This window comes from Phytobacter sp. RSE-02 (assembly GCF_040578655.1).
GTDB lineage: Bacteria > Pseudomonadota > Gammaproteobacteria > Enterobacterales > Enterobacteriaceae > Phytobacter > Phytobacter diazotrophicus.
Genome location: NZ_JBEULY010000010.1, coordinates 132,322 through 157,951, shown reverse-complemented (window position 1 = coordinate 157,951; position 25,630 = coordinate 132,322). Strand labels below are relative to the sequence as shown.

General features: G+C 54.2%; 26 protein-coding genes and 2 CRISPR repeat arrays. Of the genes, 19 read left to right on the top strand and 7 right to left on the bottom strand.

What is annotated here, in order from left to right; all coding sequences use genetic code 11:
- Positions 1–32 precede the first annotated feature (32 nt).
- Positions 33–1,142, bottom strand: coding sequence for an SDR family oxidoreductase (locus tag ABU190_RS19965; protein WP_354692225.1), 1,110 nt, complete (start codon positions 1,140–1,142; stop codon positions 33–35).
- 417 nt (positions 1,143–1,559) lie between these two features.
- Here ABU190_RS19965 and queE point away from each other — a divergent pair, with 417 nt between their 5' ends.
- Positions 1,560–2,231, top strand: coding sequence for a 7-carboxy-7-deazaguanine synthase QueE (queE, locus tag ABU190_RS19960; protein WP_039077698.1), 672 nt, complete (start codon positions 1,560–1,562; stop codon positions 2,229–2,231).
- A gap of 263 nt (positions 2,232–2,494) precedes the next feature.
- Positions 2,495–3,255: direct repeats of the CRISPR family, unit length 29 nt; unit sequence GTGTTCCCCGCGCGAGCGGGGATAAACCG.
- A 48-nt stretch (positions 3,256–3,303) separates the two neighbouring features.
- Here queE and queD read toward each other — a convergent pair.
- Complete coding sequence (queD, locus tag ABU190_RS19955) at positions 3,304–3,666, bottom strand: 6-carboxytetrahydropterin synthase QueD (RefSeq protein ID WP_079497739.1); 363 nt, start codon at positions 3,664–3,666, stop codon at positions 3,304–3,306.
- A gap of 320 nt (positions 3,667–3,986) precedes the next feature.
- Between queD and cysJ the strand changes: the two genes are divergently transcribed.
- From cysJ to ABU190_RS19935, 4 genes are all read left to right on the top strand, one after another.
- On the top strand, positions 3,987–5,795 hold the full coding sequence (gene cysJ / locus ABU190_RS19950; RefSeq protein WP_039077696.1) for an NADPH-dependent assimilatory sulfite reductase flavoprotein subunit: 1,809 nt from the start codon (positions 3,987–3,989) through the stop codon (positions 5,793–5,795).
- Positions 5,795–7,507 carry an assimilatory sulfite reductase (NADPH) hemoprotein subunit gene (gene cysI, locus ABU190_RS19945; protein ID WP_039077695.1) on the top strand — a complete coding sequence of 571 codons (1,713 nt, stop codon included), beginning with the start codon at positions 5,795–5,797 and terminating at the stop codon, positions 7,505–7,507. Before cysJ ends, cysI begins: the two co-directional genes overlap by 1 nt.
- A 63-nt stretch (positions 7,508–7,570) precedes the next feature.
- Positions 7,571–8,305, top strand: coding sequence for a phosphoadenosine phosphosulfate reductase (cysH, locus tag ABU190_RS19940; protein ID WP_039077694.1), 735 nt, complete (start codon positions 7,571–7,573; stop codon positions 8,303–8,305).
- A gap of 212 nt (positions 8,306–8,517) precedes the next feature.
- Positions 8,518–9,152: a CRISPR direct-repeat array (repeat unit 29 nt; unit sequence GTGTTCCCCGCGCCAGCGGGGATAAACCG).
- 152 nt (positions 9,153–9,304) lie between these two features.
- Positions 9,305–9,580, top strand: coding sequence for a DUF5339 domain-containing protein (locus ABU190_RS19935; protein ID WP_354692224.1), 276 nt, complete (start codon positions 9,305–9,307; stop codon positions 9,578–9,580).
- Between the two features lie 48 nt (positions 9,581–9,628).
- Here the strand turns inward: ABU190_RS19935 and ABU190_RS19930 are convergent, their stop codons facing one another.
- Positions 9,629–10,672, bottom strand: a complete 1,044-nt coding sequence (locus ABU190_RS19930; RefSeq protein WP_335255457.1) for an aminopeptidase — start codon at positions 10,670–10,672, stop codon at positions 9,629–9,631.
- Positions 10,673–10,907: 235 nt separating this feature from the next.
- On the opposite strand from ABU190_RS19930, the gene cysG reads away from it, so the two are divergent.
- From cysG to rpoS, 13 genes are all read left to right on the top strand, one after another.
- A complete protein-coding gene (gene cysG, locus ABU190_RS19925; protein WP_354692223.1) occupies positions 10,908–12,323 on the top strand; it encodes a siroheme synthase CysG in 1,416 nt (471 codons plus the stop codon).
- Between the two features lie 9 nt (positions 12,324–12,332).
- Entirely contained in the window at positions 12,333–13,241 is a 909-nt protein-coding gene (gene cysD, locus ABU190_RS19920) for a sulfate adenylyltransferase subunit CysD (protein ID WP_039077690.1), read from the top strand.
- A 9-nt stretch (positions 13,242–13,250) separates the two neighbouring features.
- The gene (gene cysN, locus ABU190_RS19915) at positions 13,251–14,678 is read left to right on the top strand and encodes a sulfate adenylyltransferase subunit CysN (RefSeq protein WP_039077689.1); all 1,428 of its coding nucleotides are present in this window, start codon (positions 13,251–13,253) and stop codon (positions 14,676–14,678) included.
- On the top strand, positions 14,678–15,283 hold the full coding sequence (gene cysC / locus ABU190_RS19910) for an adenylyl-sulfate kinase (protein WP_039077688.1): 606 nt from the start codon (positions 14,678–14,680) through the stop codon (positions 15,281–15,283). The genes cysN and cysC overlap by 1 nt, the downstream gene beginning before the upstream one ends.
- Positions 15,284–15,354: 71 nt before the next feature.
- Positions 15,355–15,678: a DUF3561 family protein gene (locus ABU190_RS19905; protein ID WP_296441860.1), complete on the top strand. Its 324-nt coding sequence runs from the start codon at positions 15,355–15,357 to the stop codon at positions 15,676–15,678.
- Between the two features lie 174 nt (positions 15,679–15,852).
- Positions 15,853–16,173: a cell division protein FtsB gene (ftsB, locus tag ABU190_RS19900; RefSeq protein ID WP_039077686.1), complete on the top strand. Its 321-nt coding sequence runs from the start codon at positions 15,853–15,855 to the stop codon at positions 16,171–16,173.
- Positions 16,174–16,192: 19 nt separating this feature from the next.
- On the top strand, positions 16,193–16,885 hold the full coding sequence (ispD, locus tag ABU190_RS19895) for a 2-C-methyl-D-erythritol 4-phosphate cytidylyltransferase (protein ID WP_354692222.1): 693 nt from the start codon (positions 16,193–16,195) through the stop codon (positions 16,883–16,885).
- A gap of 17 nt (positions 16,886–16,902) precedes the next feature.
- A complete protein-coding gene (ispF, locus tag ABU190_RS19890; RefSeq protein ID WP_354692221.1) occupies positions 16,903–17,382 on the top strand; it encodes a 2-C-methyl-D-erythritol 2,4-cyclodiphosphate synthase in 480 nt (159 codons plus the stop codon).
- Positions 17,379–18,428: a tRNA pseudouridine(13) synthase TruD gene (truD, locus tag ABU190_RS19885; protein ID WP_354692220.1), complete on the top strand. Its 1,050-nt coding sequence runs from the start codon at positions 17,379–17,381 to the stop codon at positions 18,426–18,428. Before ispF ends, truD begins: the two co-directional genes overlap by 4 nt.
- Complete coding sequence (gene surE, locus ABU190_RS19880) at positions 18,409–19,170, top strand: 5'/3'-nucleotidase SurE (protein WP_039077682.1); 762 nt, start codon at positions 18,409–18,411, stop codon at positions 19,168–19,170. The genes truD and surE overlap by 20 nt, the downstream gene beginning before the upstream one ends.
- Complete coding sequence (locus ABU190_RS19875) at positions 19,164–19,790, top strand: protein-L-isoaspartate(D-aspartate) O-methyltransferase (protein ID WP_039077681.1); 627 nt, start codon at positions 19,164–19,166, stop codon at positions 19,788–19,790. Before surE ends, ABU190_RS19875 begins: the two co-directional genes overlap by 7 nt.
- 175 nt (positions 19,791–19,965) lie before the next feature.
- Positions 19,966–21,015, top strand: a complete 1,050-nt coding sequence (nlpD, locus tag ABU190_RS19870) for a murein hydrolase activator NlpD (RefSeq protein WP_228008002.1) — start codon at positions 19,966–19,968, stop codon at positions 21,013–21,015.
- A gap of 125 nt (positions 21,016–21,140) precedes the next feature.
- Positions 21,141–22,133 (top strand): RNA polymerase sigma factor RpoS, encoded by a 993-nt coding sequence (rpoS, locus tag ABU190_RS19865; RefSeq protein WP_039077679.1) that lies wholly within the window; start codon positions 21,141–21,143, stop codon positions 22,131–22,133.
- A gap of 58 nt (positions 22,134–22,191) precedes the next feature.
- On the opposite strand, the gene ABU190_RS19860 is transcribed toward rpoS, so the two are convergent.
- The 3 genes from ABU190_RS19860 to ABU190_RS19850 are packed head-to-tail and all read right to left on the bottom strand — an operon-like array spanning position 22,192 to position 24,458.
- Positions 22,192–22,428, bottom strand: coding sequence for a non-oxidative hydroxyarylic acid decarboxylases subunit D (locus tag ABU190_RS19860; RefSeq protein ID WP_039077678.1), 237 nt, complete (start codon positions 22,426–22,428; stop codon positions 22,192–22,194).
- 10 nt (positions 22,429–22,438) lie between these two features.
- Positions 22,439–23,866 carry a non-oxidative hydroxyarylic acid decarboxylases subunit C gene (locus ABU190_RS19855; RefSeq protein WP_039077677.1) on the bottom strand — a complete coding sequence of 476 codons (1,428 nt, stop codon included), beginning with the start codon at positions 23,864–23,866 and terminating at the stop codon, positions 22,439–22,441.
- Positions 23,856–24,458 carry a non-oxidative hydroxyarylic acid decarboxylases subunit B gene (locus ABU190_RS19850; RefSeq protein WP_354692219.1) on the bottom strand — a complete coding sequence of 201 codons (603 nt, stop codon included), beginning with the start codon at positions 24,456–24,458 and terminating at the stop codon, positions 23,856–23,858. The genes ABU190_RS19855 and ABU190_RS19850 overlap by 11 nt, the downstream gene beginning before the upstream one ends.
- Positions 24,459–24,629: 171 nt before the next feature.
- Here ABU190_RS19850 and ABU190_RS19845 point away from each other — a divergent pair, with 171 nt between their 5' ends.
- Positions 24,630–25,034, top strand: coding sequence for a MarR family transcriptional regulator (locus ABU190_RS19845; RefSeq protein WP_039077675.1), 405 nt, complete (start codon positions 24,630–24,632; stop codon positions 25,032–25,034).
- Positions 25,035–25,093: 59 nt separating this feature from the next.
- Here the strand turns inward: ABU190_RS19845 and ABU190_RS19840 are convergent, their stop codons facing one another.
- Positions 25,094–25,522 carry an OsmC family protein gene (locus ABU190_RS19840; protein ID WP_296441873.1) on the bottom strand — a complete coding sequence of 143 codons (429 nt, stop codon included), beginning with the start codon at positions 25,520–25,522 and terminating at the stop codon, positions 25,094–25,096.
- Between the last annotated feature and the right edge of the window lie 108 nt (positions 25,523–25,630).

Sequence of the window (25,630 nt, the reverse complement as noted above, 5' to 3'; positions counted from 1 at the left end):
TCGGGCTGGCATTTTTTTACCTGCAATAACCGTTATTTAAAATCGACAGCCATTTGCTGCGGAATGGAAAGTCCGCGGGTGGTCTGTACGCACTGAGCGATATAATCGGTAAAGCGTGGCGGCTTCGGCATGCCCAGCTCTATGAGCTTGTCATTGCTAAAGCGGACATTCAGCATGGCGAACGCACCGTACAAACGCATGGCTTTAAGCATCAAGCGCTCGTTGCAGGGCCCGAAGATGTTTTTCAATTCACGGCGCATCTTTACCAGCGTCTCGTAGCTGACCTGCGTGTAGACATCTTTAACCGGCACCGTTTCCAGCGCGGACGCCATCGCGGCATCAATATCAGAAAACTTCACGCTGTTCTCTTCGCCTGCGGAGATATGAATGACCTCACCCGCCGGGATGTCGCTTTTCAGCATCATGATCAACGCGTCGGCGCAATAGTCCACCGGCACCACGTCAATACGGTCTTCCAGTGAGCACATAAATTTTTGCAGCATCAGCGCCATGCTGAATACCCAGAAGATACTGCTGGAGGGCTGGCAGCCGTAATGCGTATGCCCCACCACGATAGAGGGACGTGCGATAACCAGCGGCAGATCCGGATAGGTTTTGCGCATCAGGTGTTCGATGGTGGATTTGGAGTGGGTGTACTCCACCAGATGCTCGGCGTTTTCTTTGAATTCCTGGCTCTCATAGACCAGCGAATCGGCTTCTGGCGCACACGACATAGCAGTACCGACATGCAGGAAACGCTGTAACCCCTGTACTTTTGCCATACGTCCGGCAAAGGCCAGAGTGCCTTCAACATTCACTTTCCAGATGAGCGGGTTGTTGCCAAAAGAGGCGACGGCTGCGCAGTTCAGCACGTGGGTGACACTGTCCAGACGTGGGTCGTTCAGAAATTGCTCCGGCGTACCCAGATCACCGATGATGATATGTTCGCAGGTCAGACGGGAGAGGATAGATTCGCTGATGTTGAATTTGCGCATGTTCTCTTTTACGCGCTCAACGCCAGCCTGGCTATCCGTTGCCCTGACTAAAAGTAAATAGTTGATTTGACTATCATCATTAAGTATTTTCTCAAACACTGCACCACCGAGGAATCCGGTGACGCCGGTGATCAGTAGAGTTTTCATGATCGCATGCTCATTGTTGTTAATTCGCGGATTGTATTCAGCGAAAATTAAACAATGCTTAAATAAGAGAGGCGGGAATAAATCGATTTCTTAAGGTAATTTTAAGCTTTAAATGCGGAACAAGGTTAATTGGACAGGCAAACGCAGAAATAAATTCATTAAAAATAAAAATATTTATAACATATTGAAATTAAATCGTTTTTATTCTCTGGTTTAGCGTTTTGTTTTAATGGTTTTTTTATTTAAATGAGCGTTATTGAAATAATTAATTACAAATAAAATGATGCTAAGCCTGTTATCCATTGTCCATTTTTTTGCTTTATTTCGATGACAATCACGCAACATTTACCCCTGCCTCAACTCGCCCTCAAGAGCGAAATCTGTAATAATTAATGTTTTCCCCGATCAGAGTTGATTATGCAGTACCCGATTAATGAGATGTTCCAGACCTTGCAAGGCGAGGGCTATTTTACCGGCGTTCCCGCCATTTTTATTCGTTTACAGGGATGCCCGGTTGGTTGCGCCTGGTGCGACACCAAACACACCTGGGATAAGCTTGAAGATCGGGAAGTCTCCCTCTACAGCATTCTGGCCAAGACCAAAGAGAGCGATAAATGGGGCGCGGCGAGCAGTGAAGATCTGCTGGCAATTATTGAGCGTCAGGGCTGGACTGCGCGCCATGTGGTGATTACCGGCGGCGAACCTTGTATCCACGATCTGATTCCGTTGACTCATCTTCTGGAAAAACAGGGGTTCAGTTGCCAGATTGAGACCAGCGGTACCCATGAAGTGCGCACATCTCATGCGACCTGGGTCACCGTGTCACCGAAGGTGAATATGCGCGGAGGCTATGACATCCTCCAGCAGGCGCTGGAACGCGCCGATGAGATCAAACACCCGGTTGGACGTACCCGAGACATTGAGGCGCTTGATGAGCTTCTGACGCAACTGACCGATGACAAACACCGTGTCATTGCACTGCAGCCTATCAGCCAAAAAGACGACGCCACCCGCTTGTGCATTGAAACCTGTATCGCCCGCAACTGGCGGCTGTCGATGCAAACGCATAAGTATCTGAATATTGCCTGATTCGGTTTCTGCCGGTGTTATTGCACCGACAAGACAGGTATTACCTGAGCGCCCGGCCTTATGGCCGGGCGTTTTCGTTTACCTGCCCGGCGGGCACGGTATAGATTTGTGAAACAACGCTGTTCGGTAAAATCAGCTTTTGCCTGCGGCGTGTTTTTATTTTTATTAATAATCAATGGGTTAATTATTCAGCTTGCGTCGATAAAATCGGTAGAATTTGAGCTGTAATAAATGATTCTATAATTCAATGGGTTATATTTAGAGTGTTCCCCGCGCGAGCGGGGATAAACCGTACCTCATCGAAACCTACAGCAACCCCGGTGAGTGTTCCCCGCGCGAGCGGGGATAAACCGCGTTTTGGTTACTGGCTTCATGCCCAGCGATGGTGTTCCCCGCGCGAGCGGGGATAAACCGCATCCCTGCTAATTACGAGCGCCTGCTCAAGTGTGTTCCCCGCGCGAGCGGGGATAAACCGCAATCGTGACTCTGCGGCGCGCGCATCCTGAAGTGTTCCCCGCGCGAGCGGGGATAAACCGTCAGATACCAGGCTACGCACTCAGCAAAAAAAGTGTTCCCCGCGCGAGCGGGGATAAACCGTGCTGGCCGTTGTGCATTCGCATCCGGATGCCGTGTTCCCCGCGCGAGCGGGGATAAACCGTCACCGTTGGTCAGGCCGACAGTCAGTACCAGGTGTTCCCCGCGCGAGTGGGGATAAACCGCAGTCATTCATTACACCGAGGGGCGGGAAGAGGTGTTCCCCGCGCGAGCGGGGATAAACCGCGTAAAGCAGCGCATCAATGAACTGACTTACAGTGTTCCCCGCGCGAGCGGGGATAAACCGCTAAATGCGATGGGGGTCAAAACCGCCCTCGAGTGTTCCCCGCGCGAGCGGGGATAAACCGGCACCGTTCAGGCTGAATCATTTATCGGTGATGTGTTCCCCGCATGAGCGGGGATAAACCGGCGGTCATTGCTATCCAGCCCACGTCGAGTTCGTGTTCCCCGCGCGAGCGGGGATAAACCGTGCCATAAAATCAGCGCACTCAGGTGCGCTGACGACACAGAAGCGAAATTACTCGCCGCGGTAGATACACCCTGCGGTGCAGGTCTCTTTGATCATCACGGCGCTCAGCAGCGGAACGATGGGTTTCAACTGATCCCAAATCCATTTTGCCAGTACTTCGCTGGTCGGGTTCTCAAGGCCCGGGATATCATTAAGATAGTAGTGATCCAGACGATCATAGGTCGGTTTGAACGCCGCCTTAAGCTCAGCAAAATCCATGATCCAGCCCGTATGCGGATCCACCTCTCCGGTGATCTCCAGACGCACCATAAATGAGTGACCATGAAGACGACCGCATTTATGCCCGGCTGGAACATGTGGCAAACGGTGAGCGGCTTCAAACATGAAATCTTTAAATAACGTGGTGGACATTCTGAACTCTCTGACTGGCTAGAAAAACCGCGGCATGGTAGCCGAAATGACCTTTTTTATCATTAACTAAAATCGGCAAAAGCGATTAACCGTTACGCTTTGCCTGATGACCTGTATTTTTCCATTATAAATCAATATATTAATTAATCTGTTTTACTGTTATAAACTATGAATAAAACAGGTTAGTTCTTTTGGTTATTTATTATTTCCAACCTTTCTTTAATTGTTATTATCCCCGCCGTTAACCTTACTTTCTCTTCTGCTTTTATGGCGCTGACAGGGCGTATAAGCAGCTTTTGCTTACTGGAACATAACGACGCATGACGACTCAGGTCCCACCTTCCGCTTTGCTTCCGCTGAACCCGGAGCAACTGGCACGCCTTCAGGCGGTCACAACCGATTTAACTCCCACCCAGCTTGCCTGGGTTTCCGGCTATTTTTGGGGCGTGCTGAACCAGCAACCCGGTGCGGCAGTTGCAACGGCAACACCAGCGGCGGCCGAGACCCCGACCATTACGCTACTTTCCGCCTCGCAAACCGGTAATGCCCGTCGCGTTGCGGAAGCACTGCGTGACGATCTGCTGGCGGCGAAACTCAACGTCAAACTGGTGAGCGCGGGCGACTATAAATTCAAACAAATCGCGAACGAAAAATTGCTGGTTGTTGTTGCTTCCACACAAGGGGAAGGTGAGCCACCGGAAGAGGCCGTTGCGTTACATAAGTTCCTGTTCTCGAAAAAAGCGCCGAAGCTTGATGGCACTGCTTTCGCCGTGCTGGGGCTTGGCGACACGTCTTATGAATTTTTCTGCCAGGCAGGCAAAGATTTTGACAGCAAACTGGCTGAACTGGGTGCCGAGCGCCTGCTGGATCGCGTCGACGCAGACGTTGAGTTCCAGGCCGCCGCCGCTGAATGGCGCGCGCGCGTAGTTGAAGTACTGAAAGCACGAGTCCCGAAAGAGACGCCGGCCCAGGCCGCTGTGACGGCAACGGGGGCGGTGAATGAGGTTTTCTCCAGCCCTTATACGAAAGAAGAACCGCTGACCGCGACTCTTTCAGTGAATCAAAAAATCACGGGTCGTGACTCAGAAAAAGACGTGCGTCATATCGAAATCGATCTGGGCGATTCCGGCCTGCGCTATCAGCCGGGCGATGCGCTGGGCGTCTGGTATCAGAACGATCCCGCGCTGGTGAAAGAGCTGGTTGAGCTGCTGTGGCTTAAAGGCGATGAACCGGTCAGCGTCGACGGCAAAACTCTGCCGCTGTCCGAAGCGCTGCAGTGGCATTTCGAATTGACGGTCAACACCGGCAACATCGTGGAAAACTATGCCACTCTGACCCGCAGCGAATCACTGTTGCCGCTGGTGGGCGATAAGGCCAAATTACAGCACTATGCGGCGACCACGCCGATTGTGGATATGGTGCGTTTCTCCCCGGCACAACTGGATGCCACTGCGCTGATTGGCCTGCTGCGTCCGCTGACGCCGCGTCTTTACTCCATCGCCTCTTCGCAGGCGGAAGTGGAAACCGAAGTGCACGTCACTGTCGGTGTGGTGCGCTATGACATTGAAGGCCGCGCGCGTGCGGGTGGGGCGTCGAGCTTCCTCGCCGATCGCGTGGAAGAAGAGGGCGAAGTGCGTGTGTTCATCGAACATAACGATAATTTCCGTCTGCCTGCCAACCCGGAAACGCCGGTCATCATGATTGGGCCGGGTACCGGTATCGCACCGTTCCGCGCTTTTATGCAGCAGCGAGCGGCAGACGGGGCAGAAGGCAAGAACTGGCTGTTCTTCGGCAACCCGCACTTTACGGAAGATTTCCTCTACCAGGTTGAGTGGCAGCGTTACGTCAAAGAAGGCGTGCTGAACCGTATCGATCTGGCCTGGTCGCGTGACCAAAAAGAAAAAGTATATGTACAAGACAAACTGCGTCAGCAAGGCGCGGAACTGTGGCGCTGGATTAATGACGGTGCGCACATTTATGTCTGCGGCGACGCGAATCGCATGGCGAAGGACGTTGAGCAGGCTTTACTGGACGTGATTGCCGAATTTGGCGCGATGGACGCCGAAGCGGCGGACGAATATTTAAGTGAGCTGCGCGTAGAGCGCCGTTACCAGCGAGATGTCTACTAATGAGTGAAAAACATCCAGGCCCACTGGTGGTCGAAGGTAAACTGACAGACGCCGAGCGCATGAAGCTGGAAAGCAACTATCTGCGCGGGACCATTGCAGAAGATCTTAACGACGGGCTGACCGGCGGCTTTAAAGGCGACAACTTTCTGCTGATCCGTTTCCACGGCATGTACCAGCAGGATGATCGTGATATTCGCGCTGAGCGTGCTGCACAGAAGCTGGAGCCGCGTCATGCGATGCTGCTGCGCTGCCGCCTGCCGGGAGGCGTGATCACCACCAAACAGTGGCAGGCGATTGATAAGTTCGCCGCTGAGAACACTATTTACGGCAGTATCCGCCTGACCAACCGTCAGACGTTCCAGTTCCACGGCATTCTGAAAAAGAACGTGAAACCGGTACACCAGATGCTGCACTCCGTTGGTCTGGACGCCCTGGCGACCGCTAACGACATGAACCGTAACGTGTTGTGTACCTCCAACCCGTACGAGTCAGAATTGCACGCCGAAGCCTATGAATGGGCGAAGAAGATCTCTGAACATCTGCTGCCGCGTACCCGCGCTTACGCAGAGATCTGGCTCGATCAGGAAAAAGTGGCGACCACCGATGAAGAGCCGATTCTCGGTCAGACCTATCTGCCGCGTAAGTTCAAAACTACCGTGGTTATTCCGCCGCAAAACGATATCGATCTGCACGCCAACGACATGAACTTTGTCGCGGTCGCGGAAAACGGCAAACTGGTGGGCTTTAACCTGCTGGTGGGCGGTGGTCTTTCCATCGAGCACGGTAATAAGAAAACCTATGCCCGCACGGCGAGCGAGTTTGGATATCTGCCGGTTGAGCATACGCTGGCGGTTGCCGAAGCCGTTGTCACCACTCAGCGTGACTGGGGTAACCGTACCGACCGTAAAAACGCGAAAACCAAATATACGCTGGAGCGTGTGGGTGTTGAGACCTTCAAAGCGGAAGTTGAGCGTCGTGCAGGTATCAAATTCGAACCGATTCGTCCGTATGAATTTACCGGGCGCGGCGATCGCATTGGCTGGGTGAAAGGGATCGATAATAAATGGCATCTGACGCTGTTTATCGAAAACGGTCGTATTCTCGATTATCCGGGGCGTCCGCTGAAAACGGGTCTGCTGGAGATCGCGAAGATCCATAAAGGCGAGTTCCGTATTACGGCAAACCAGAACCTGATCATTGCCGGTGTGCCGGATAGCCAGAAGGCGAAAATCGAAAAAATCGCGCGTCAGAGCGGCCTGATGGATGCCGTAACGCCGCAGCGTGAAAATTCGATGGCCTGTGTGTCATTCCCGACCTGTCCGCTGGCGATGGCCGAAGCAGAGCGCTTCCTGCCGTCGTTTATCGATAAAGTAGAAGAGGTGATGGCGAAGCATGGTTTGAGTGATGAGCATATCGTGACGCGCGTTACGGGTTGCCCGAACGGCTGTGGCCGCGCGATGCTGGCGGAAGTGGGCCTGGTGGGGAAAGCGCCTGGTCGCTATAACCTGCATCTGGGCGGTAACCGCATCGGTACGCGCATCCCGCGCATGTTCAAAGAGAACATTACCGAGCCGGAAATCATTGCCTCGCTCGATGAACTGGTAGGGCGCTGGGCGAAAGAACGCGAAGCGGGTGAAGGGTTCGGTGATTTCACCATCCGTGCGGGCATTATCCGCCCGGTGCTCGACCCGGCGCGCGATCTCTGGGATTAAGCTTCCTTGCCTTCCCCCTCTCCTTAGGGAGGGGTGAAGGAAGTAAACATACGAGAGGTAATTATGTCCGTACTCGATCTATCTGCCCTGAATGCTCTGTCGAAAGACGACCGCACGCTGGCGCTGGCGGAGGCTAACGCCCAACTGGAAGCGCAAACCGCAGAGGAACGCGTGGCCTGGGCGCTGGAAAATCTGCCGGGTGAGTATGTGCTTTCGTCCAGTTTTGGTATCCAGGCGGCGGTGAGTCTGCATCTGGTGAATCAGGTGCGCCCGAACATTCCGGTTATCCTGACGGACACAGGTTATCTGTTCCCGGAAACCTATCAGTTTATTGATGAACTGACCGAGAAGCTCGGCCTGAATCTGCAGATTTACCGTGCGCCGCAAAGCCCTGCCTGGCAGGAAGCACGCTACGGCAAGCTGTGGGAGCAGGGTGTTGAGGGTATTGAAAAATACAACGACATCAACAAAGTTGAGCCGATGAACCGGGCGCTGAAAGAACTGAACGCCCGGACATGGTTTGCGGGCCTGCGTCGTGAGCAGTCCAGTAGTCGTGCCAACCTGCCTGTGCTGGATATTCAGCGCGGTGTTTTCAAAGTGCTGCCGATTATCGACTGGGATAACCGTACGGTGTATCAGTATCTGCAAAAACACGGCCTGAAATATCACCCGCTGTGGGATGAAGGCTATCTGTCTGTGGGCGATACGCACACCACCCGTAAATGGGAACCGGGCATGGCAGAAGAGGACACCCGCTTCTTCGGCCTGAAACGCGAGTGCGGCCTGCACGAAGGCTGATTTTTGGCTTTTCAATAAATAGATAAGATAAGCGCCCGGCTAACCACCGGGCGTTTTTTATGGGTTATACGCTGGTGAAATGAGAGTTTGTACATGGTGTGGTTTTCTTTAATGAGTAAAATCAAATAATTACTGATCTTAAAAAAGACGGAAATGTTGGTAGAATTTTGGAAGTGGTAATTGCTGTTTAAATTTAATGAGTTACGTTTAGAGTGTTCCCCGCGCGAGCGGGGATAAACCGCATTCGCACGCAGGCCAAGCTGGCAACCGTGTTCCCCGCGCCAGCGGGGATAAACCGCTGACGCCTCAACCCAAAATTAATATCGGTGCGTGTTCCCCGCGCCAGCGGGGATAAACCGGCGGTCATTGCAATTCAACCGACGTCGAGTTCGTGTTCCCCGCGCCAGCGGGGATAAACCGTCCAGCTGAAATGATCCACAGTTCCAGGCCGGGTGTTCCCCGCGCCAGCGGGGATAAACCGGGGATTCGCTCACCCTGAAAACGGGGGCTATAGTGTTCCCCGCGCCAGCGGGGATAAACCGGATATGAGCGAAATCGGCTTCGGTGGAACCTCGTGTTCCCCGCGCCAGCGGGGATAAACCGCGGTAACTCCGATCCCGCACTGCTGAGCAAAGGTGTTCCCCGCGCCAGCGGGGATAAACCGGTACTGAGGACGCCAAGGCGGTCGCTGTCTACGTGTTCCCCGCGCCAGCGGGGATAAACCGCAACGGGCGACGCATAAAAACCCGCACATCAAGTGTTCCCCGCGCCAGCGGGGATAAACCGGCGAAATGGTTAATTGAGGCTGCGGAAACATAGTGTTCCCCGCGTCAGCGGGGATAAACCGGCTAATGAATTTCTGACTCAGTGTGAAATAGCGTGCCCCCGCCCCAAACCCCATCTCCATGTCCGATTCCGGACATATTCCCACGCACGGATTCTGCTATCGTATTGGCGCCATTTGGGATGGCGTTAATTTAATCACTCAGGGATATTACAATGAAAAAGATCGCGCTGGCGGCGCTGCTGATGGGTATGTGCGCTGCGTCTTATGCGGAAACCGAAACCTGCAAACAATACTTCGCTGAAATGGACAGCTTCATTAAAGAAGCGTCAAAACATGAAGAAGCGAAAGCGCAGGTGGACATGCTGAAAACCCAGCTCGCGGAAGGCAGAAAACAGCTTGAGACTTACAGCGTAGAGCAGCAGGATGCAGGCTGTAAGCAGGGACTGGCGGCAGTAAAACAACTGAATGCCTCACTGGGCATCAAATAACAAAAAGGGAGCCGATGCTCCCTTTTTTCGTTTTTACGAACGGCAGATTTACTTTGTCCCCGCCTTTGCCAGTTCTTTGACCAACGGCAGCATAATACGCACTACATCGCGGCTGCGTCGGTCGATACGCCCCGGCAGGGCTTGATCGATATGCGGGACGTTATCGAGCTTGATGTTATGCCAGCTCACGCCATCCGGGAAGGATTTCGATTTCGCGCGCTGCTGATAGCCATCCTTTTTCCCCAAATTCCAGTTGGTGGCCTCAACGGATAGCACCGGAATACCGGCATTATCAAAGACTTCTGCATCATTGCAGCAGCTTGTTCCCTGAGGATAATCAGGATTAAGGCCCGGATTGGAGGTCGCGCTAATCCCCAGAGAGCGTGCGATAGCCAGCGCCCTGTCCCGGGTGAGCTTACGCACCGATGCGGGGGTTTTCTTACCGCTGTTGAAATAGAGATTATCGCCGACAATAAGGTTATCGAGATTAATCACCAGCAGCGTTTGCTTTTTCTCGTGCTCACTCATGCGTTTGAGGAAGTTCTCGGCCCCGAGGTTGCCTTGCTCTTCACCGCTGGTTGCCACAAAGCGAATAGTGTATTCCGTTGGCACCGATTTCAGTTGTTCCGCCAGCTCCAGCATCGCCCCCACTCCTGAGGCGTTATCATCGAGCCCCTGTAGCGTCAGACCACCCAGATTATTGTCGGTATCCGCATCGCTGCGCGGCGCGTAGGTGTCCAGATGCGCCACAATAATGATCTGCTGTGGGTGCTTGCCTTCATGCGCGGCAATAACGGTGCTGCCGGTGACGTTCTGCCAGTTGTGCTGATTACTACGAGAAGCCCAACTGTAGCGGCTGTTGAATTTGCGGATGTCACTCTGATAGCCCATCTGCGCAAACTGCTGGCGTATATAATCCGCTGCGAGCATTTCAGCCGGCGAGCCGGTCATGCGGCCAGGAAAATAGGTGGCGATATGGCGCGCCTGATTACTTGCAAATTCACCGGGATGAGGTGCTCGTGCCTGAGCAGAAAAAATAAAGCATACGCCGAGTGCCAGGGCCGCGGTACGGTGGCGCAATGCGGAGAGCATAGAGAGTCCTTTTACGACAAAAATTTTATCGCGCTTAGTATGAAACTGTGACCCGGTTTACACAATTTCATTTGTTCTTAACTCTGCAAAAATGTGGTGGTTAAGCACTTTTTGGCATTTGCTTTTTTATCTCGTTATTCCTTTGCGGAACTACTCATTCCAATTCGTAATTTCATTCACTCTACTCTCCCCCCTATAGTCCCACTATTACTGGTTGTGAGTGAGTTGTTGCCCTGTGGATTACCTTCCTTTATTTGCTGACGTCAAAGACCGCCCCGTGTTGGTTGTCGGTGGTGGCGACGTTGCCGCTCGTAAGATTGCTTTTTTACGCCGCGCGAGGGCACGCGTGCTGGTGGTGACAAAACATCTCGAACCCTCACTACAACAGTTGGTGGATGAGCAAGAGATCCACCTGCTGGCGGATACGTTCAATGAATCTCAACTCGACAACGTCTTTCTGGTAATTGCGGCAACGGATGACGGGGACGTCAACCGTCGTGTCTTTGACGCCGCAAATGCCCGCCATCGTCTTGTCAACGTGGTTGATGACCAGCCGCTGTGCTCATTTATCTTCCCGTCGATTGTTGACCGCTCGCCGCTGCTTGTGGCTATCTCTTCCGGCGGCAACGCACCGGTACTGGCGCGATTGCTGCGTGAAAAAATTGAAGCGTTGTTGCCCGCGAACTTAGGCCGTATGGCTGAGGTGGCCGGGCGCTGGCGCACGCGCATTAAAGCATTTCGTAAAACCACCGATGAACGTCGTCGTTTCTGGGAGAGTGCCTTTCGTGGCCGCTTTGCCAGCCTGATGGCGGCGGGCAAAGAGCAGGCTGCGGAACAGGTGCTGGCTGATGAACTCGCGAAACCGGGCAGTAGCACCGGCGAAATCATTCTGGTTGGCGCGGGGCCCGGTGATGCCGGGCTGCTAACGTTGCGTGGTTTGCAGGTTATCCAGCAGGCTGACGTGGTGTTTTACGATCATCTGGTAACCGATGGCGTGCTGGAACTCGTACGCCGCGATGCGGAACTGATCAGCGTGGGTAAACGCGCAGGCTCGCACCTGGTTGCGCAGCATGACACCAATCGCATGCTGGTTGAGGCCGCGCAGGCGGGCAAAACCGTGGTGCGGTTGAAAGGCGGCGACCCGTTTATCTTTGGTCGCGGTGGCGAAGAGTTACAGGCGGCTGCGGCGGCAGGTATCCCCTTCCAGGTGGTGCCCGGCGTGACGGCGGCATCCGGCGCGACGGCTTACGCAGGCATTCCGCTGACACACCGCGACTACGCGCAAAGTGCCACCTTTGTTACCGGACATTACAAAGCCGACAGCGCACCGTTTGACTGGTCGCAACTGGCGCAAAGTCGCCAGACGCTGGCTATCTATATGGGTACGATGAAAGCGGCAGAAATTGGCGAACAACTTATCGCTCACGGGCGAGAGGTACAGACACCGGTCGCGGTGATTTCGCGCGGCACACGGGCTGACCAGCAGGTCAGAACCGGCACATTACAACAACTTGAGGAACTGGCGAAAGATGCGCCAATGCCCGCCCTGCTGGTCGTGGGCGAGGTGGTACAACTGCATCATGAACTCGCCTGGTTTCAACACACGACAGGCCCGGAAGCGTTTGACGCCTCCGTGGTGAATCTGGCTTAAGGAACGGTTATGGATCAAAAACGACTCACTCACCTGCGACAACTGGAAGCCGAAAGCATCCATATCATTCGCGAGGTGGCCGCCGAATTCTCCAATCCGGTGATGATGTATTCCATCGGTAAAGACTCCAGCGTGATGCTGCATCTGGCGCGTAAAGCCTTCTATCCTGGTACGCTGCCATTCCCGCTGTTGCATGTGGACACCGGCTGGAAATTCCGTGAGATGTATGAGTTCCGTGACCGCACAGCGAAAGCGTATGGCTGTGAGCTGCTGGTGCACAAAAACCCGGAAGGGGTGGCGATGGGCATTAACCCATTCGTCCACGGCAGCGCCAAGCACACCGACATCATGAAAACCGAAGGGCTTAAGCAGGCGCTGAACAAATACGGTTTTGATGCGGCCTTCGGCGGCGCACGCCGTGACGAAGAGAAGTCCCGCGCCAAAGAGCGAATCTACTCTTTCCGCGATCGTTTTCACCGCTGGGACCCGAAAAATCAGCGTCCTGAACTGTGGCACAACTACAACGGCCAGATTAACAAAGGCGAGAGCATCCGCGTTTTCCCGCTCTCCAACTGGACTGAGCTGGATATCTGGCAGTATATCTACCTGGAAAATATCGAAATTGTTCCGCTGTATCTGGCCGCAGAGCGCCCGGTGCTGGAGCGCGACGGCATGCTGATGATGATCGACGACGATCGTATCGACCTGCAACCTGGCGAAGTGATCGAACAGCGGATGGTGCGTTTCCGTACGCTTGGCTGCTGGCCGCTGACCGGCGCTGTGGAGTCCGAAGCGCAGACGCTGCCGGAAATTATCGAAGAGATGCTGGTTTCCACCACCAGTGAACGTCAGGGCCGCGTGATTGACCGCGACCAGGCAGGCTCCATGGAGCTGAAAAAACGTCAGGGATACTTCTAAGGAGCCGCCATGAATACCACTATTGCCCAACAAATTGCCAACGAAGGCGGCGTCGAAGCGTACCTGCACGCACAGCAGCACAAAAGCCTGCTACGTTTTCTGACCTGCGGCAGCGTCGATGACGGGAAAAGCACCCTGATTGGCCGCCTGTTGCATGACACGCGCCAGATTTATGAAGATCAACTCTCTACGCTGCACAATGACAGCAAACGTCACGGCACCCAGGGGGAAAAACTCGACCTGGCCCTGTTGGTCGACGGCCTGCAGGCGGAACGTGAGCAGGGGATCACCATCGACGTGGCGTACCGTTACTTCTCAACCGAGAAGCGCAAATTTATCATTGCCGACACCCCCGGGCACGAACAGTACACCCGTAATATGGCTACCGGTGCGTCAACCTGTGACCTCGCGATCCTGCTGATTGACGCCCGTAAAGGCGTGCTGGATCAGACCCGTCGCCACAGCTTTATCTCCACCCTGCTGGGCATTAAACACCTGGTGGTGGCGGTCAATAAAATGGATCTGGTCGGCTTTAGCGAAGAGACCTTTGAGAACATTCGTCAGGAGTATCTGACCTTTGCTGAACAGCTACCGGGCAATCTGGACATTCGCTTTGTGCCGCTGTCGGCGCTGGAAGGGGATAACGTCGCCAGCCAGAGCGCCAACATTCCGTGGTACAGCGGCCCGACGCTGCTGGAAGTCCTCGAAACCGTCGAAATTCAGCGCGTTGTGGATACCCAGCCTATGCGTTTCCCGGTGCAGTACGTTAACCGCCCGAACCTCGATTTCCGTGGCTTCTCCGGTACGCTGGCCTCGGGCAGCGTGAAGGTTGGCCAGCGCATCAAAGCACTGCCGTCTGGGGTGGAATCCACCGTTGCGCGCATCGTGACCTTTGATGGCGATCTACAGGAAGCCCATGCGGGTGAAGCGATTACCCTGGTACTTAAGGACGAGATCGACATCAGCCGTGGCGATCTGATCCTGGATGCCCAGGAGAGCGTGCCTGCGGTGCAGAGCGCGTCCCTCGACGTAGTCTGGATGGCTGAGCAGCCGCTGGCGCCAGGGCAGAGCTTTGACATCAAAGTGGCCGGTAAAAAGACCCGCGCCCGTGTCGACGCCATTCAATATCAGGTAGATATTAACAATCTCACCCAGCGTCAGGTGGATACGCTGCCGTTAAACGGTATCGGTCTGGTCGATTTGACCTTTGATGAGCCGCTGACCCTGGATGCGTATCAACAAAACCCGGTGACCGGTGGTGTTATCTTTATCGACCGCCTGAGCAACGTGACCGTAGGCGCCGGCATGGTGCGTGAAGTGCATCAGCAGGAGACGACTGTACCGTCGCAGTTCAGCGCCTTTGAGCTGGAGTTGAATCAGCTTATCCGTAAACATTTCCCACACTGGGGCGCGCGTGATTTGCTGGGAGGTAAGTAATGGCCGCTCATGATGAGAACGTCGTCTGGCATCCTCATCCGGTGACTGTTGCGCAGCGTGAGCAACTCCACGGCCACCGTGGGGTTGTGCTGTGGTTTACCGGGCTGTCTGGTTCCGGTAAATCGACGGTAGCGGGGGCGCTGGAAGAGGCATTACATCAGCAGGGTGTCAGTACTTACCTGCTCGATGGCGACAATGTGCGTCACGGCCTGTGTAGCGATCTGGGCTTTAGCGATGAAGACCGCAAAGAGAACATTCGCCGGGTCGGGGAAGTCGCCAGCCTGATGGCTGATGCCGGGCTGGTGGTGCTGACCGCGTTTATCTCCCCGCACCGTGCTGAGCGGCAGATGGTGCGTGAGCGCGTGGGGGAGGGGCGTTTTATTGAAGTTTTCGTGGATACGCCGCTGGCGATTTGCGAAGCACGCGACCCGAAGGGACTTTATAAAAAAGCGCGCGCGGGGGAGTTACGCAACTTCACCGGCATCGACGCCGTTTACGAAGCGCCTGAGACACCCGAAGTTCACCTGCAAGGTGAACAATTGGTAACAAATTTGGTGAGCCAATTATTAGACCTCATGAGACGGGACGATATGATCAGATCCTGAGACAGTGCCGGGGATACGCAGAACGTGGGGCGTATCCTGTTTCGTCGGCCAGTCAGTTAATGGGATCAGATATGCGTAATAGTCAGAACATCACCATCTCAAGGTCGGATACCATCACGACCAGCGAAGAGACCACCTGGTCCCTGCCTGGGGCCGCAGTGGGCTTTTTCGCGTGGCTGTTGGCGCTGGCTATCCCTTTTCTGATTTACGGTCCTAACACGCTGTTCTTCCTCCTCTACACCTGGCCTTTCTTCCTTGCGCTGATGCCCGTTTCGGTTGTGGTGGGTATCGCCCTGCATTCCATCGTCAATGGCAAGCTGCTCTACAGCATTGTCCTCACTGCGCTCACGGTTGTGGCCATGTTTGGCGCGTTGTTTATGTGGCTGATGGGCTAAAGCCATCCATACTTCAAACCGTAACTCACATTAAGACGATGTGTCCTGGGGACAACCCTACGGAAAGGTGCGTAAATATGTTACATTCTGTCGCGGTGACTTGTTATCACCCGGCCCCGGTGTGGAGTCTGAGAAAAAGTTATGGGATGATGATGCCGTTTTTCAGGGGGCAGGATGGGTAAACTAACGCTGCTATTGCTGGCTTTGCTGGTCTGGCTACAGTATTCACTGTGGTTTGGCAAAAATGGTCTTCACGACTATAGCCGTGTCAGCGAAGATGTGGGCGCACAGCAGGCGACAAACGCCAAATTAAAAGCGCGAAACGATCAACTCTTTGCTGAAATTGACGATCTCAATGGCGGCCAGGAAGCGATTGAGGAACGCGCTCGCAACGAATTAACGATGACCAAACCGGGCGAAACCTTTTATCGTCTGGTGCCGGACGCGTCCAAACGCAACCAGGGGTCAGTACAGAACACACAAAATAATCGATAAACAATCCCGGGTTTACGACATGTCTGTAATTATTCCGGACGTTTGTGCGGTGGTGCCGGCTGCCGGATTTGGCCGCCGCATGCAAACGGAATGTCCCAAGCAATATCTTTCCATTGGCGATAAAACGATCCTCGAACATGCGGTGGCGGCCTTGCTGGTCAACCCGAACGTGGGGCGTGTCATTATCGCCGTCAGCCCCGGTGATGAGCGCTTTGCCCGCTTGCCGCTGGCGCAACACCCCGCCATTACCGTTGTGGCTGGTGGCGCTGAACGTGCGGACTCCGTACTGGCGGGGCTGAAAGCCGCGCAAGGGGCACAGTGGGTGCTGGTGCATGACGCCGCACGTCCTTGCCTGCATCAGGATGATTTAAATCGCCTGCTACAACTGCGTGAAACCAGCCGGGTCGGCGGTATTCTTGCCGCACCGGTTCGCGACACCATGAAGCGTGCTGAACCTGGTAAAACGGCTATTGCCCACACCGTTGAGCGTAACGATTTATGGCATGCGCTCACGCCGCAATTTTTCCCTCTGGAACTCCTCCACGACTGCCTGATGCGTGCGCTCAACGAAGGCGCGACCATCACCGATGAAGCCTCGGCACTCGAATATTGTGGATTCCACCCGGAACTGGTCGCCGGACGCGCGGATAATATTAAGGTGACGCGTCCTGAGGATCTGAAACTTGCAGAATTTTATCTCACCCATTCTTAACACCAGGAGAAGGCATAATGCGCATTGGACACGGTTTTGACGTACACGCATTTGGCGGCGATGGCCCCATTATTATCGGTGGCGTTCGCATTCCCTGGGAGAAAGGCCTGCTGGCGCACTCCGATGGCGACGTCGCGTTACATGCGCTGACCGATGCCCTGTTAGGCGCGGCGGCGTTGGGGGATATTGGTAAGCTGTTCCCGGATACCGACCCGTCGTTCAAAGGGGCAGACAGCCGTGCGCTGCTGCGCGAGGCATGGCGTCGCATCCAGGCCAAAGGCTACGTGATTGGCAATGTGGACGTTACTATCATCGCGCAGGCACCGAAAATGTTGCCGCATATCCCGCAGATGCGCGTATTTATCGCCGAAGATTTGGGCTGCCATATGGACGACGTGAACGTGAAAGCAACCACGACCGAGAAACTCGGTTTTACCGGACGTGGCGAAGGTATTGCCTGTGAGGCGGTGACGCTCCTGCTTAAGGCGGCGAAATGACCGACTTCGACCAGCTCACCTATTTGCACGGTAAACCTGCGGCTAGCGGTTTACTGAAAGCCAATCCGGAAGATTTCGTGGTTATCGAGGATTTAGGCTTCGAACCCGACGGTGAAGGTGAACATATTCTGGTGCGAATTCTGAAAAACGGCTGCAATACGCGCTTTGTTGCCGACGCGCTGGCGAAGTTCCTTAAAATACACGCCCGTGAAGTCAGCTTTGCCGGGCAGAAAGATAAACACGCGGTGACCGAGCAATGGCTGTGCGCGCGCGTGCCGGGTAAAGAGATGCCGGACCTGAGCGAGTTTCAGCCGGAAGGCTGTAAAGTGCTGGAATATGCCCGCCATAAGCGCAAACTGCGTTTAGGCGCGCTTAAAGGCAACAGTTTCACCCTTGTGCTGCGCGAAATCAGCAACCGCGACGACGTGGAATCCCGCCTGCAGGCAATCCGCGAGGGCGGCGTACCGAACTATTTTGGTGCGCAACGTTTTGGCATCGGCGGCAGCAATCTACAGGGTGCGCTACGTTGGGCACAAAGCGATGTCCCGGTACGCGATCGTAATAAGCGCAGTTTTTGGTTGTCGGCGGCACGCAGTGCATTGTTTAATCAGATTGTTAGCGAGCGCCTGAAAAAAACAGACTTTAATCAAGTTGTTGACGGCGATGCGCTACAATTATCGGGGCGCGGAAGTTGGTTTGTGGCGACCGCAGAAGAGCGTGCTGAGCTGCAGACGCGCGTTGATGATAAAGCGCTGATGATTACCGCTTCAATGCCGGGAAGCGGCGAGTGGGGAACGCAGGGCGAAGCGCTGTCATTTGAGCAGGCCGCCGCTGCCGATGCGCCTGAGCTGCAGGCGTTGCTGGTGCGTGAAAAGGTTGAGGCGTCGCGCCGCGCAATGCTGCTCTTTCCGCAACAATTAAGCTGGAACTGGTGGGATGATGTGACCGTCGAGTTACGCTTCTGGCTGCCGGCAGGTAGCTTCGCCACCAGTGTGGTAAGGGAAATTATCAATACATTGGGTGATTATGCGAATATTGCTGAGTAACGATGACGGGATTCATGCGCCAGGTATTCAGACGCTGGCAAAGGCCCTGCGGGAGTTTGCCGACGTACAGGTCGTGGCTCCCGATCGTAACCGTAGCGGCGCATCCAACTCGTTAACGCTGGAATCCTCCCTCCGAACTTTCACCTTCGAGAACGGCGACATTGCGGTGCAGATGGGCACCCCGACCGACTGTGTCTATCTGGGTGTCAACGCGCTGATGCGCCCGCGCCCGGACGTTGTCGTCTCTGGCATTAACGCCGGGCCGAACCTCGGGGATGATGTTATCTATTCTGGTACTGTCGCGGCAGCGATGGAAGGACGCCATCTGGGCTTTCCGGCCCTGGCGGTGTCGTTAAACGGCCAGACGCATTACGAGACAGCCGCGGCTGTCACCTGCTCCATTCTGCGTGCGCTATCGCGCGAGCCGTTACGTACCGGGCGTATTCTGAATATTAATGTCCCGGACTTGCCGCTCAGTGAAATCAAGGGTATTCGTGTTACCCGTTGCGGTAGTCGTCATCCTGCGGATAAGGTTATTCCGCAGCAGGATCCACGAGGCAACACGCTTTACTGGATTGGCCCTCCGGGCGAGAAATACGACGCCGGGCCGGATACCGATTTTGCCGCCATCGATGAGGGTTTTGTTTCTGTCACCCCGCTACACGTGGATTTAACCGCGCATAGCGCGCATGATGTGGTTTCGGGCTGGCTGGATCGCGCCGGAGTGACTGAACGATGGTGAACAGACGCGTACAAACGCTGCTTGATCAATTACGCGCGCAGGGCATTACCGATGAGCATGTGCTGGAAGCCATCTCTCTGGTACCGCGCGAGAAATTTATCGATGAGGCGTTTGAACATAAGGCCTGGGATAACGTGGCGCTGCCTATCGGCCAGGGCCAGACTATCTCTCAGCCTTATATGGTGGCGCGGATGACGGCTTTACTCGAGCTGACGCCGCAATCCAGGGTGCTGGAAATTGGCACGGGGTCTGGTTATCAGACTGCAATACTGGCGCATCTGGTGCATCACGTTTGTACGGTTGAACGCATTAAAAGCCTGCAATGGCACGCACGACGTCGCCTTAAACAACTTGATTTACATAATGTTTCAACTCGACATGGCGATGGCTGGCAGGGTTGGCAGGCAAGGGGTCCATTTGATGCCATTATTGTCACCGCCGCACCGCCAGAAATTCCGGCGGCGTTGATGTCGCAACTGGATGAAGGCGGCATTCTCGTTTTACCTGTGGGCGACGAGCAGCAACTTCTTAAACGTGTTCGTCGGCGGGGAGGCGAATTTGTAATCGATACCGTGGAAGCCGTGCGCTTTGTGCCGCTGGTTAAAGGCGAACTGGCCTGATAAACAGATTTTTCCTGATGTTTTCATGCCGCATCAGCGTATGGTGGGCAAATTTGCCGAAACCGTTCACGGTTAATTTTAAGTCATTGGTAGCTAACACATTCCTGGGGGATAAATGAGCACGGGAAGCCCTAAATTCACCGTAAGCCGTGTTGCGGCACTATCACTGGTTTCTATCTGGCTGGCAGGCTGTACAAGCTCCAGCAACGCACCCGCTCCGGTCAGTTCGGTAGGTGGCAATACCAGCTCCAGCAGCAATTCCGGAATGTTAATCACTCCGCCACCAAAAATCGGTACCGCGTCACAGCCGCAAATTCAGCCCGTACAGCGCCCGGTACAGACCGCGCCTGTTCAGTCTGTTCCGGAACAGCCTGTTCAGACTGTTAATGGCAAAATCATCTATAACCGTCAGTATGGGAACATTCCGAAAGGTAGCTATACCGGCGGCAGTACCTATACCGTAAAACGCGGTGATACTTTATTTTATATTGCGTGGATAACCGGGAACGATTTCCGCGATCTTGCCCAGCGCAACCATGTTGCTGCACCTTACGGTTTGACAGTGGGTCAAACCTTGCAAGTGGGTAATGCATCAGGTACGCCAATAACGGGCGGAAACGCGATAACTCAGGCAGATGCGAGCGCACAAGGAATTGTCTCAAAACCTGCACAAAATTCCACCGTAGCTGTTGCTTCAAAACCAACAATTACGTATTCTGAGGATTCAGGTGAACAAAGTGCTAACAAAATGTTGCCGAACAACAAGCCTGCGACCCCTGTCACAGCGCCTGTTACGGCTCCAACTGTCAGCACGACCGAACCGACCATCAGCAGCACGTCAACCAGTACGCCGATTGCTTCCTGGCGCTGGCCGACAGATGGCAAAGTTATCGACAACTTCTCTGCTACCGAAGGTGGCAACAAAGGTGTTGATATCGCAGGTAGCAAAGGACAGGCAATCGTCGCGACCGCAGATGGACGCGTCGTCTATGCCGGTAACGCGCTTCGCGGTTACGGTAATCTTATTATCATCAAACATAACGATGATTACCTGAGTGCCTACGCCCATAACGATACGATGCTGGTCCGGGAACAACAAGAAGTTAAGGCGGGGCAAAAAATCGCTACCATGGGTAGCTCCGGAACCAGTTCTACACGCTTGCATTTTGAAATTCGTTACAAGGGGAAATCCGTAAACCCGCTGCGCTATTTGCCGCAGCGATAAATCGGCAAAGTGGTTGAACCGTTCCTCATTGTTGTCGTTGCAGCGCGCGCAGATGCCGCTGCAATGGTCAGTAATGAAGTGCTTTTCAGGTGCTTTGTCCAGGGATCACGGGTAGGAGCCACCTTATGAGTCAGAATACGCTGAAAGTTCATGATTTAAATGAAGATGCGGAATTTGATGAGAACGGAGTAGAGGCTTTTGATGAGAAAGCCTTAGTTGAAGAGGAACCCAGTGATAACGACCTGGCCGAAGAGGAATTGTTATCGCAGGGCGCTACCCAGCGTGTGCTGGATGCGACTCAGCTTTATCTTGGGGAAATTGGTTATTCCCCACTGCTAACGGCCGAAGAAGAAGTTTATTTTGCACGTCGCGCTTTGCGTGGTGACGTTGCTTCGCGCCGCCGCATGATCGAAAGTAACCTGCGTCTGGTAGTGAAAATTGCCCGTCGTTATAGCAATCGTGGCCTGGCGTTGCTGGACCTGATTGAAGAAGGGAACCTGGGCCTGATCCGTGCGGTTGAAAAATTCGACCCGGAACGTGGTTTCCGTTTCTCCACCTATGCGACCTGGTGGATTCGTCAGACTATTGAACGGGCGATTATGAATCAAACCCGTACTATCCGTCTGCCAATCCATATTGTTAAAGAGCTGAACGTCTATCTGCGTACCGCGCGTGAGTTGTCCCATAAACTGGACCACGAACCGAGTGCGGAAGAGATTGCCGAACAACTCGACAAGCCGGTCGATGATGTGAGTCGCATGCTGCGCCTCAACGAGCGTATCACCTCGGTGGACACACCGCTGGGCGGTGATTCCGAGAAAGCGCTGCTGGATATCCTGGCCGATGAAAAAGAAAACGGCCCGGAAGACACAACGCAAGATGACGATATGAAACAGAGCATCGTCAAATGGCTGTTCGAACTGAACGCCAAACAGCGTGAAGTGCTGGCACGTCGTTTCGGTCTGCTGGGATATGAAGCAGCAACGCTGGAAGATGTGGGTCGTGAAATCGGTCTGACACGCGAGCGCGTACGTCAGATTCAGGTTGAAGGTCTGCGCCGTCTGCGTGAAATCCTGCAGGCGCAAGGGCTGAATATTGAAGCGCTTTTCCGCGAATAAGTATTGAACATCAAAAGGCCGGTCAAATGACCGGCCTTTTTCTTGCGTGCTTTCCGGCTTAACGCTTATCTGCCGCCAGCAGCGGTGGGATCGTAGGCACCTGCGGCGCGTCATCAATATCTTTTTGCGTCATACGAAACGCCTCCGGATAGTGTTCGCGGCTGGTGCGGCGTAGTGGTTCGGTATCGCGCCAGGTATACAGACAATGCTGGCACTGATAAACGGTCCAGATACCTTTCACCGGTGAGGTTGCCATCACCTCAATGTGTTCATCGGCACAACGTGGACAAATCATTCTCTTCTCCTTATTTACGTGCGGCCAGCATGGCGGTCAGTTTTTCAACCCACTCTTTGGTTTCAGGGAGATCCTGTACCGGTTGGCTGTAGTGACCGCGCGTATCCGGTGCGACCGGCGTCGTCGCGTCGATAATCAGTTTGTCGGTAATGCCTGCCGGGCTTGAGCCAGGATCCAGTTCCAGCACCGACATATTCGGTAACTGCACAAGATCGCCTGCCGGGTTCACTTTTGACGACAGCGCCCACATCACCTGTGGCAGGTTGAACGGGTCAACGTCTTCATCGACCATAATGACCATTTTTACATAGCCCAGACCGTGCGGCGTGGTCATAGCGCGCAGGCCCACCGCGCGGGCAAAACCGCCGTAGCGTTTTTTGGTGGAGATGATGGCCAGCAGGCCGTGGGTGTACATGGCATTCACAGCCTGCACTTCCGGGAACTCAGCTTTTAACTGTTGATACAGGGGGACGCAGGTCGCCGGGCCAATCAGGTAGTCGATTTCAGTCCACGGCATACCCAGGTAAAGCGATTCAAAAATCGGTTTTGTGCGATAAGAGACTTTATCGATACGCACGACCGTCATATTGCGTCCACCGGAATAGTGACCGGTAAATTCGCCGAAGGGGCCTTCGATTTCGCGTTTACGCCCCTCGATAACCCCTTCGAGGATCACTTCCGAGCCCCACGGTACATCAAAACCGGTGAGCGGCGCGGTGGCGATGGGGTAAGGACTTTCGCGCAGCGCCCCGGCCATTTCGTATTCTGACTGATCGTATTTCAGCGGCGTGGCACCCATCAGGGTGATGATCGGATCGTTCCCGAGCGTGATCGCAACCGGCAAGTCTTCGCCACGCTCCTCCGCTTTATGCAGATGTAGCGCAATGTCGTGCATCGGCACCGGCTGCAGGCCCAGTTTGCGTTTGCCTTTCACTTCCATACGGTAGATGCCGACGTTTTGCTTACCAAAATGGTCAGGATCGACCGGATCGCGGGAGACAACGCAGGCTTTATCAAGATAGAAACCGCCATCGCCATCGTTCAGACGAAACAGGGGCAGGATGTCAAACAGGTTTATCTCTTCACCGTCGACGGTATTTTCCGCCCACAGCGGATTTGCGCGGCGCTCCGGTGCGACAGGGAAGGTATCCCAGCGGCGAATAAACTCGTCAATCTGCTTTTTAACCGGCGTGTTCGATGGCAAACCCATAGAGATCGCATGATTCTGCCAGGAACCAATGGTGTTCATTGCCACGCGCGCATCGGTAAAGCCGCGAATATTATCGAACCACAGTGCAGGTGCGCCGTCGCCGATACGCCCGGTGGCATTGGCCGCCGCCGCAATATCTGGCTCGGCGTTAACCTCTTCACTGATTTTCAGCAGTTGCCCCTGATCATCAAGGGCCTGCAAGAAGCTTCGTAAATCATCAAAAGCCATATTCTTTCTCCTGTGAAAAATGCTGTGCCGCCTGCAGGCCCTCCCAACGGCGTGCTTTGCGGTGCTCCAGACCAAACTGGTCAAGCACGCGGGTCACGATATGTTGGGTAATGTCATCAACGGTCTGCGGATGGTTGTAATACGCGGGCATGGGAGGGACCATCGCCACCCCCATGCGGGAAAGCGCTAACATATTTTCTAAATGAATGGTGCTAAGCGGCATTTCACGCGGGACGAGCACCAGTTTGCGGCCCTCTTTGAGCACCACATCGGCGGCGCGACCGACCAGCCCTTCGGCGTAGCCCGCACGGATACCTGCCAGCGTTTTCATGCTGCAGGGAATAATTATCATGCCGTCGGTATGAAACGAGCCTGAGGAGATGGTGGCTGCCTGATCGGCCGGGTTATGAGTGACATCTGCCAGTGCCGCCACTTCGCGGGCAGTCCAGGGCGTTTCCAGTTCAATGGTGGCTTTCGCCCACTTCGACATCACCAGATGAGTTTCAACCTCTGGCATCTCCCGTAGCGCTTGCAATAACGCCACGCCCAATGGTGCGCCGGTTGCCCCCGTCATCCCGATTATCAGTTTCATTCACCACCTCAATAATTGTTCGTATGCGAACGTTTTGAGATAACCTACTCCTGAGGATCGTCACAGGCAAGATTGTTCGTATACATGCGCATTTTTTGCTAAAAAAAGTCGCGTTAAAATTCGGCAAGTTAATGGCTATCATAGGGAGGAGAAACCCATAACGGAGCATTCATGGAGTTAAGAAAAGAGGCCTTTCACCTGCTACGTCAGCTATTCCAGCAACACACGGCGCGCTGGCAACAGGTACTGCCGGAACTGACCAAACCACAATATGCGGTGATGCGTTCTATTGCCGAAAATCCCGGTATTGAACAGGTCGCCCTGACGGAGGTGGCGGTCAGCACGAAAGCGACCCTCGCGGAAATGCTCAGCCGTATGGAGACGCGTGGTCTGGTCCGCCGTGAGCACGATCCGGACGATAAACGACGCCGTTTTTTATTTTTGACCGAGGAAGGTGAAGCGGTGCTGAAAGCGAGCATCCCGGTGGGTAATGGCGTGGACGCAGAGTTTCTTGGCAAGTTAAGCGAGGAAGAACGTGAGCAATTCACGCAGCTTGTTCGTCGGATGATGCGCTGAGTCAGTAGGGAAGGGCAGGAAACAAACCGGACGGAGTGTTTCCTGCAAAATACGACGTATTAGTTCAGCGTGTATTCCAGCGAGATTTCCGCATTCAATACTTTCGATACCGGACAACCGGCTTTGGCTTTCTGAATGGCTTCATCAAATTTAGCAGGGTCGGCACCCGGTACTTTTACCGCACTTTTCAGGGCGACTTTGGTAATCGCGAACCCGCCGTCAACCTGGTCCAGCGTGACGGTTGCCGTTGTGTCGATACTGTCTGCCGTGTAGCCTACTTCGCCCAGAATGAGCGAAAGCGCCATTGAGAAACAGGCCGCATGTGCCGCGCCGATCAGCTCTTCCGGGTTAGTCCCCTGAACGCCTTCGAAACGGGTGTTGAAGCCATAAGGAAGTTGTTTAAGGGCACCGCTTTCTGTTGAAACAGTCCCTTTCCCACGTTTCAGATCACCTTCCCAGTGAGCCTGCCCTTTCTTGTGAATTGCCATAGCATGGTTCCTTTTCATTATTGAGAGAAATCAGTCGAGACAAATAAAAAGTATAGAAGCCGATATCGGGCTTGCCTGGCATTCGGGGAAATTATTCGATAAAGCATG